6 protein-coding genes and 1 pseudogene are annotated in these 6,531 nt (G+C 67.0%); 4 read left to right on the top strand and 3 right to left on the bottom strand.

Features of this window, described 5'->3' with window-relative positions; all coding sequences use genetic code 11:
• Positions 1-90 precede the first annotated feature (90 nt).
• The 3 genes and pseudogenes from CDN36_RS20990 to CDN36_RS20980 form a co-directional block, all read left to right on the top strand.
• Positions 91-1,002 (top strand): annotated as a pseudogene (locus CDN36_RS20990) (ABC transporter substrate-binding protein); the annotation flags it as partial.
• Positions 1,003-1,233: 231 nt separating this feature from the next.
• Positions 1,234-2,109: a carbohydrate ABC transporter permease gene (locus CDN36_RS20985; protein WP_150557300.1), complete on the top strand. Its 876-nt coding sequence runs from the start codon at positions 1,234-1,236 to the stop codon at positions 2,107-2,109.
• Positions 2,106-2,990, top strand: coding sequence for a carbohydrate ABC transporter permease (locus CDN36_RS20980; RefSeq protein WP_150557299.1), 885 nt, complete (start codon positions 2,106-2,108; stop codon positions 2,988-2,990). The genes CDN36_RS20985 and CDN36_RS20980 overlap by 4 nt, the downstream gene beginning before the upstream one ends.
• Positions 2,991-3,300: 310 nt before the next feature.
• On the opposite strand, the gene CDN36_RS20975 is transcribed toward CDN36_RS20980, so the two are convergent.
• The 3 genes from CDN36_RS20975 to rarD form a co-directional block, all read right to left on the bottom strand.
• Positions 3,301-3,762 (bottom strand): universal stress protein, encoded by a 462-nt coding sequence (locus CDN36_RS20975; RefSeq protein ID WP_150557298.1) that lies wholly within the window; start codon positions 3,760-3,762, stop codon positions 3,301-3,303.
• A gap of 326 nt (positions 3,763-4,088) precedes the next feature.
• On the bottom strand, positions 4,089-4,343 hold the full coding sequence (locus CDN36_RS20970) for a hypothetical protein (RefSeq protein WP_150557297.1): 255 nt from the start codon (positions 4,341-4,343) through the stop codon (positions 4,089-4,091).
• Positions 4,344-4,472: 129 nt separating this feature from the next.
• Positions 4,473-5,402, bottom strand: coding sequence for an EamA family transporter RarD (gene rarD, locus CDN36_RS20965; RefSeq protein ID WP_150557296.1), 930 nt, complete (start codon positions 5,400-5,402; stop codon positions 4,473-4,475).
• 237 nt (positions 5,403-5,639) lie between these two features.
• Between rarD and hisN the strand changes: the two genes are divergently transcribed.
• Positions 5,640-6,449: a histidinol-phosphatase gene (gene hisN, locus CDN36_RS20960; RefSeq protein ID WP_150557295.1), complete on the top strand. Its 810-nt coding sequence runs from the start codon at positions 5,640-5,642 to the stop codon at positions 6,447-6,449.
• Positions 6,450-6,531 lie beyond the last annotated feature (82 nt).

The raw sequence follows: 6,531 nt of genomic DNA, 5'->3' as shown, positions 1-6,531 counted from the left end.
AGCGTGCAACGCCAGCCCGAACGAATTCGCAAGTATTTCGAGCACGGCCCTGTTCGCTATGCAGCTTGATACAAGTTCACAGGGGCCGGATCAATAATGATGAATTCGCGCATCAACGGCCACACGTGGGGCGTGCCGTTCCAGCGTTCGACCATCGTGATGTACTGGAACAAGGACCTGTTCCGCGAGGCCGGTCTCGACCCGGACCGCGCGCCCGCGACCTGGGAGGAACTGGCCAGTTACGCGCAGAAGCTCACCCGGCGCGACGCCGCGGGCAACGTGACGCAGTGGGGCATCAAGGTGCCGTCGACGGGCTTCGGCTACTGGCTGTTCCAGGCGTTTACGACGCCCGCCGGCATCGAGCTCATGAACCCCGCGGGCACCAGGACGTTCCTGAACGCCCCGCAGGCGGTGGAGTCGCTGCAGTTCTGGGTCGACCTCGCCACGAAGTACAAGGCCATGCCGACGGGCTCGATCGAATGGGGCACCACGCCGAAGGACTTCCTCGAGAAGAAGGCCGCCATTATCTACACGACGACGGGCAACCTTACCAATATCCGCACGAATGCCACGTTCGCGTTCGGCGTGGGCAAGATGCCGGCCAAGGTGCGCGGCGGCAGCCCGACCGGCGGGGGCAACTTCTATGTGTTCAAGAAGAGCTCGCCGGAGGAGAAGCAGGCGGCCATGACGTTCATCAAGTGGGCGACCACGCCCGAGCGCGCGGCGCAGTTCGGCATCGACACGGGCTACGTGGCGGTGACGCCGGCTGCCTGGGAAACGCCGGCGATGAAGCAGTACGTGCAGAAGGTGCCCGCCGCGGCCGTCGCGCGCGATCAGCTCGGCAGCAGCGTGGCCGAGTTCTCCACGCACGACAACCAGCGTGTGACCAAGGCGCTCAACGACGCACTGCAGGCGGCGCTGACGGGCACGAAGTCGCCGAAGCAGGCGCTCGACGACGCGCAACGCGAAGCTGACCGCATTCTGCGGCCATACGCGCGTTAAGTTGCCAGTTAAGGTGCCAGTTAAGCTGCCAGTTAAGGTGCCAGTCAAGCTGCGCGTTAGACCGCGAGTTAACAAGCCTCAACGCCGGCCAGACTTGCTGCTGGTGGCGATGGCGCCGATCGCACCGGATCGGCCCGTCGCCGGCTGTCTGGCCGAACGGCGGCGCCGGCGCGCCTGCACCACCGTGTGGCGCGCTTTCGCCCTGGAGGCTTCGAATCGATGGACTGTCGGATGAACCGTCATGCTCACGCGTGGGCGCCCTGGCTGCTGCTGCTGCCGGCACTGGTGCTGCTCATCGCATTCACTCACTATCCCGCCATCGCCACGCTCTGGCACAGCGTGTTCTCGACCGCGCGCGCCGGGGCGCCGTCCGTGTACGTCGGCGCCGAGAACTATCGGCTGCTCGCCGATGACCCGGTCTTCTGGCAGGCGCTGCGCAACAATGTGCTGTTCGCACTGATCACCGTGCCGGCCGCGATCGTGCTGGCCGTCGTCATGGCGCTGTGGGTACATCGCCAGATGCCGGGCCGCGCATTGCTGCGTCTGGCGTACTTCACGCCCGCGATCCTGCCGATGATCGCCGTGGCCAACATCTGGCTGTTCTTCTACACGCCGCAGTACGGCCTGATCGCGCAGGTCGCGCAGGCGTTCGGCTGGGGTGAGCGCAACTGGCTGGGGCAGCCGGGCACGGCGCTGCCCGCGCTGATGGTCGTAACCGTGTGGAAGGAAGCGGGATTCTTCATGATCTTCTACCTGGCGGCGCTGCAGCAGATCCCGCCCACGCTCGCCGAGGCGGCCGCACTCGAAGGCGCGTCGCGCTGGCAGTGCTTCCGGCGCGTGCAGTGGCCGCTGCTCATGCCGACGACCGTGTTCGTCGTCATCAACGCGCTCATCAATGCGTTCCGTCTCGTCGACCATGTCGTGGTGATGACGCGAGGCGGGCCCGATAACGCGACTCAACTGCTGCTGTACTACATCTACCAGGTGGCGTTCAGCTTCTGGGACACCGCGTATGCGGCGGCGCTGACCGTGGTGCTGCTCACGCTGCTGGCCGTCGTGGCCTTCGTGAAATTCCGACTGCTCGACTCACGCACGCATTATCAATGACCCCCTCTTTGCCTTCGATCCCGGACGCGCGGACGTCCGTCGACAAACGTGCCCGGCGTGCCGTGTTCTGCGCCGCCGGGCGCTCGGGCGGACTCGACGTGGCCGGCGCCTGGCTGCTCGGTCTGCTGTGGCTGCTGCCGCTGCTCTATGCCGTGTGGAGCGCGTTCCATCCGGCGGCCTACGCCACGCGCTTTTCGCTGAGCGCACCGCTCACACTCGAGAACTTCGCGCACGCGTGGCGGGCCGCGCCGTTTGGGCGCTACCTCGTCAATACCTTCGTGCTCGTGACGGTGATCCTCGCGGCGCAGATCGCGCTGGCCACGCTCGCGGCCTATGCTTTCGCGCGCTTCACGTTTCGCGGCAGCGATATCGCGTTCATGATCGTGCTGCTGCAGTTGATGGTCATGCCCGACGTGCTCATCGTGGAGAACTACCGCACGATCGCGTGGCTGGGGTTGCGCGACACGATCGTGGGCATCGCGCTGCCGTACTTCGCGTCGGCCTTCGGCATCTTTTTGCTGCGTCAGGCGTTCAAGACGGTGCCAAAGGAGCTCGACGACGCCGCGCGCGTGGAGGGCGCCAACGCGTGGCAGGTGTTGTGGCGCGTGTACGTGCCCTTGGCGCGTCCGGTGTACGTGGCATATGCGCTGGTGTCGATCAGCCATCACTGGAACAACTTCCTGTGGCCGCTCATCGTGACGAACTCGGTCGAGACGCGCCCGCTCACCGTCGGCCTGCAAGTGTTTTCGTCGACCGATCAGGGCATCGACTGGTCGCTCATCACCGCGGCCACGCTCATGAGCGCTGCGCCGCTGTTCATCGCGTTCCTGCTGTTTCAGCGCCAGTTCGTGCAGTCGTTCATGCGCGCCGGGATTCGCTGACGGCACGGCGGGCGGCGCCGCGCCAAGCAGCGCCGTTTTGCGCCGTTTTGCGCCGTCTCACGCCGTCTCACGCCGTCTCACGTCGTCTCGCGCCGTCTCCCAACCCTGTCTCGCCGCCGCGCCTCGGCAGCTTGCGTCGAGCGCGCACGCCAATGCGAATACGGCACGCGCGAGGGCGTGCCGTGATTCAGCGTCTGACGTAAAGCCCCTTGCGCCCGACCGGCCGGCCGCGTTCTTCGGCGGCCTGGCGCCGCCGGTCTCGCGCGTGCGCCGTGCGTCGTGGCTGCCCGGGGCGAAGCTCGCGCCGCAGTTATTTGTCGGCCGCCTTCACGAGCAGGATCGGCAGCGTCGTGATACGCAGCAGCGTTTCGGCGACGCTGCCCAGCAGCAGACGGTTCAGACCGCGCCGGCCGTGCGTGCCGAGCACGATCACGTCGGCATTCCACTCCTGGGCGTCGCGCAGCACGGCGTCGGCGATTTCGTCGGTGCCGGCCTCGAGCGAGATCATCTTCGTCTCGGCGTCGACGCCGCGCTTCTTCAGGTCGGCCTGCGCAGTGGCGAGAATCTCGCTCGTTTCCTTCTCGAACGATTCCTGGCTCTCGAGGGGAACGAAGCCACTGTAGGCGCCCGCGGCGTAGGCGTTGGCGAGGGAGGGAACGACCGATACCAGGCGGATCTTGCCGTGGCTGAGCGCAACGAGCTTGACCGCTTCATCGATGGCGCGGTTCGAGGGTGTACTGCCGTCGATTGAAACCAGAATGCGTTCGTACATGATGGCGTCCTCTTTGGGCTGGTGGTGCGTGAATGGCGTAATGACGTGGATCGCGTAATGACGTGAATGGCGCGGGTGGCGTGAGCGAATGGCCCGGATCCGCGCACGTGGACGGTGCCCGACGGCGCCCGTGCGCGATCCCGGAGCGCGAGTGGCGGCGGACACGCCCGGCGCGGCAACTCGTCGCGACGATTCGATTCTCGCACTGCGTGCGGCGTAAGTCACCCCGCGCCATGGCGGCACATTGATCGCACGCAATAATGCATCGTAATGCCAACCGGGGACGGATGCACGCCAGGGCGGCGTGCCGCAGGGCCGCGGCGGCGTCAGTTCGCGTGGCAGGCGATGACGAGATTGGCCACGCCGCCGCTCGCCTCGCGCGTGAGCACGTCGTAGTCCTTCTGCGCGCACTGGGTGCGTGCGCGTTGCTCGCAATCCCCGGCGCTGGCGGCCGAGCACTGGATCTGCTGGGTCGGCCGCCCGTCGGAGGTGAACAGCGGGGCAGACGAGCCACAGGCCGAAAGCGTGACGGTGAGAAGCCCCGAGGAAAGCAGAATGGCGATCTTGGCGAGATTTTTCATGGTAGTCGTCTTACAGGCTCACGCGAGTATAACGCGGCGTTGCGACAGCGCACGCGGGGCTGCCCGGCCGGTCGCGGCCCGTCGGCAAACGCCCCGAATCGTCCCGGGTCGTGCGCGACGCCGAGCGCTTCAGACGTCCCCCGCGCCGTCGGGCGGGGGACGCAGCTCGCCGGCGAGCCGCTGGCGATGCAGGGTTCGCAGGCTGTCGAACACGATCAGTGCCACGCCGATCCAGATTGGGACATACGTCCACAATCCGCTCGCGGTGAAAGGCTCGCCGAGCAGGAAGACGGACACGGCAAAGAGCAGTACCGGTTCCACGTAGCTCAGAATGCCGTAGACGCCGATCGGCAGAATGCGCGCGGCCGCGAGCGTGCTGGCGAGTGCGCCCGCGCTGAGCAGGCCCAGCGCGGGCAGCCAGAACCAGAAGCGCGGCTCGCCCATGACCAGGGCGTTCTGGGGCCAAGCCTGCCACAGCACGACGGCGGCGACCGGCGTCATCGCCATCAGTTCGAGAATGAAGCCGCTCAGCGCATCGATGCGCAGCCGGCGGCGCAGCATGAAGTAGGGCGGATAGCCGAACATGATCACCGCCGTCACCCACGACAGTGCCCGTGTCGCCCAAAGTTCGTGGGCAACGCCGAGCGCGGCGGCGATCACCGCTGCCGTCTGCAGCGGCGAGAGGCGCTCCTTGTACACCGTGCGCCCGGCCAGTACCATCGTGAGCGGCAGCAGGAAATAGCCAAGCGAGGCGTCGAGCATGCGCTGCTGCAGCGGCGCCCACATGAAGAGCCAGAGCTGAACGGCGAGCATGGCCGAACACAGCAGCACCGCGCCGAGCATGGCGGGCCGATGCAACACGTGCGAGAACGTACTGCCCAGTACGTGCCAACGCCGCAGCGCCGCGACGATCACGAGCGTGCCGGGCAGGGTAAGCAGAATGCGCCAGGCGAACACATCGAGTCCGGACAGGGGCGTCAGGTGCGCGACGAGCGCGGGCATGATCGAAAACATGACCGACGCCGAGACGGAGAGCGTGACGCCGCGACCGGAAAGCATGGATGTCCCGTGAAAATGAGTGAAACCTGTGTGAGTGACGCCCGTGAGCGGGGTGCACACCCCTGGAGGCAGGCCGCGAGCATAGCAAATTTGCACCAGATTCGGGCGACGCGGGGCAATTTGTGGCGATTTCCATCGGAATTTCGCGCCGCACGCGTATCATCGTCATGTGCCGATCCGGGCGCCCGTTGTTTCGTTCCATGCCGCCTCGGGCGGCGCTTTGCAGGAGATTCGCGCATGTCGTCCGTTCCCGCTGTTGCCGCCGTGACGGAGTATGCGGCCTTCGCCGCGTCGCTGGCCGACGCCGTCCGCCCGCTCTCGCTCGGCTGGTTTCGCCGCCGCCTGGCCGTCGACGACAAGGCCGACGAAAGCCCGGTCACGATCGCCGACCGCGAGGTCGAGACGGCGCTGCGCGAGGCCATTGCCAGGCGCTACCCGTCGCATGGCATCTGGGGAGAGGAGTTCGGCAAGCAGGGGGTGGACGCCGAGTTCGTCTGGTCGGTCGATCCGATCGACGGTACGCGCAGCTTCATCACCGGCCACCCGCTGTGGGGCACGCTGCTCGCCTTGCTGCATCGCGGCCAGCCGGTCGTGGGCGTGATCGATATTCCGGCCACCGGCGAGCGCTGGGTCGGCATCAACGACGTGGCCGGCGGCGTGCGCGAGGCGCGCTTCGGTGGCGCGCCGTGCGCGACCAGCCCGGTCACGGCGCTCGCGGACGCGACCGTATACGCCACCTCGCCCGATATCTTCGATGCCGACGAAGCCGTGCGTTTCGAGCAGTTGACGAAGGCGGTGAACCGTCGCCGCTTCGGCGGCGATTGCTATGCCTACGGCCTGCTGGCGAGCGGCCACATCGAACTGGTGATGGAAGCGGGGCTGCAGACTTACGACTATCTCGCCGTGGCGCCGGTGATCGAGGCGGCCGGCGGCGTGATCACCGACTGGGAGGGCAAGCCGCTCACGCTCGAGTCGCAGGGGCGCGTGCTGGCCGCGGCCAACGCCGAGCTGCATGCGGCGGCGCTGGCGTGCATCCGGACGGTCTGAGGCGTACCCGCAGTATTCGCGACATTAGCTGACGTCAGCGACATCAGCGGACATCAGCGAACGCCAGGGGCGGGGCGGCAGG

This window comes from Pandoraea sp. CB10b_02 (assembly GCF_002216225.1).
In the GTDB taxonomy this organism is placed as follows: Bacteria; Pseudomonadota; Gammaproteobacteria; order Burkholderiales; family Burkholderiaceae; genus Pandoraea; species Pandoraea nosoerga.
Note: the sequence above shows the minus strand (reverse complement) of the source record. Positions and strands in the feature narration are given on the sequence as shown.

Bases quoted from the DNA above. Each gene is read 5' to 3' on its own strand.
- CDN36_RS20975 (WP_150557298.1), bottom strand. From the start codon at position 3,762: ATGTACGAACGCATTCTGGTTTCAATCGACGGCAGTACACCCTCGAAC.
- CDN36_RS20985 (WP_150557300.1), top strand. From the start codon at position 1,234: ATGAACCGTCATGCTCACGCGTGGGCGCCCTGGCTGCTGCTGCTGCCG.
- hisN (WP_150557295.1), top strand. From the start codon at position 5,640: ATGTCGTCCGTTCCCGCTGTTGCCGCCGTGACGGAGTATGCGGCCTTC.
- CDN36_RS20980 (WP_150557299.1), top strand. From the start codon at position 2,106: ATGACCCCCTCTTTGCCTTCGATCCCGGACGCGCGGACGTCCGTCGAC.
- rarD (WP_150557296.1), bottom strand. From the start codon at position 5,402: ATGCTTTCCGGTCGCGGCGTCACGCTCTCCGTCTCGGCGTCGGTCATG.
- CDN36_RS20970 (WP_150557297.1), bottom strand. From the start codon at position 4,343: ATGAAAAATCTCGCCAAGATCGCCATTCTGCTTTCCTCGGGGCTTCTC.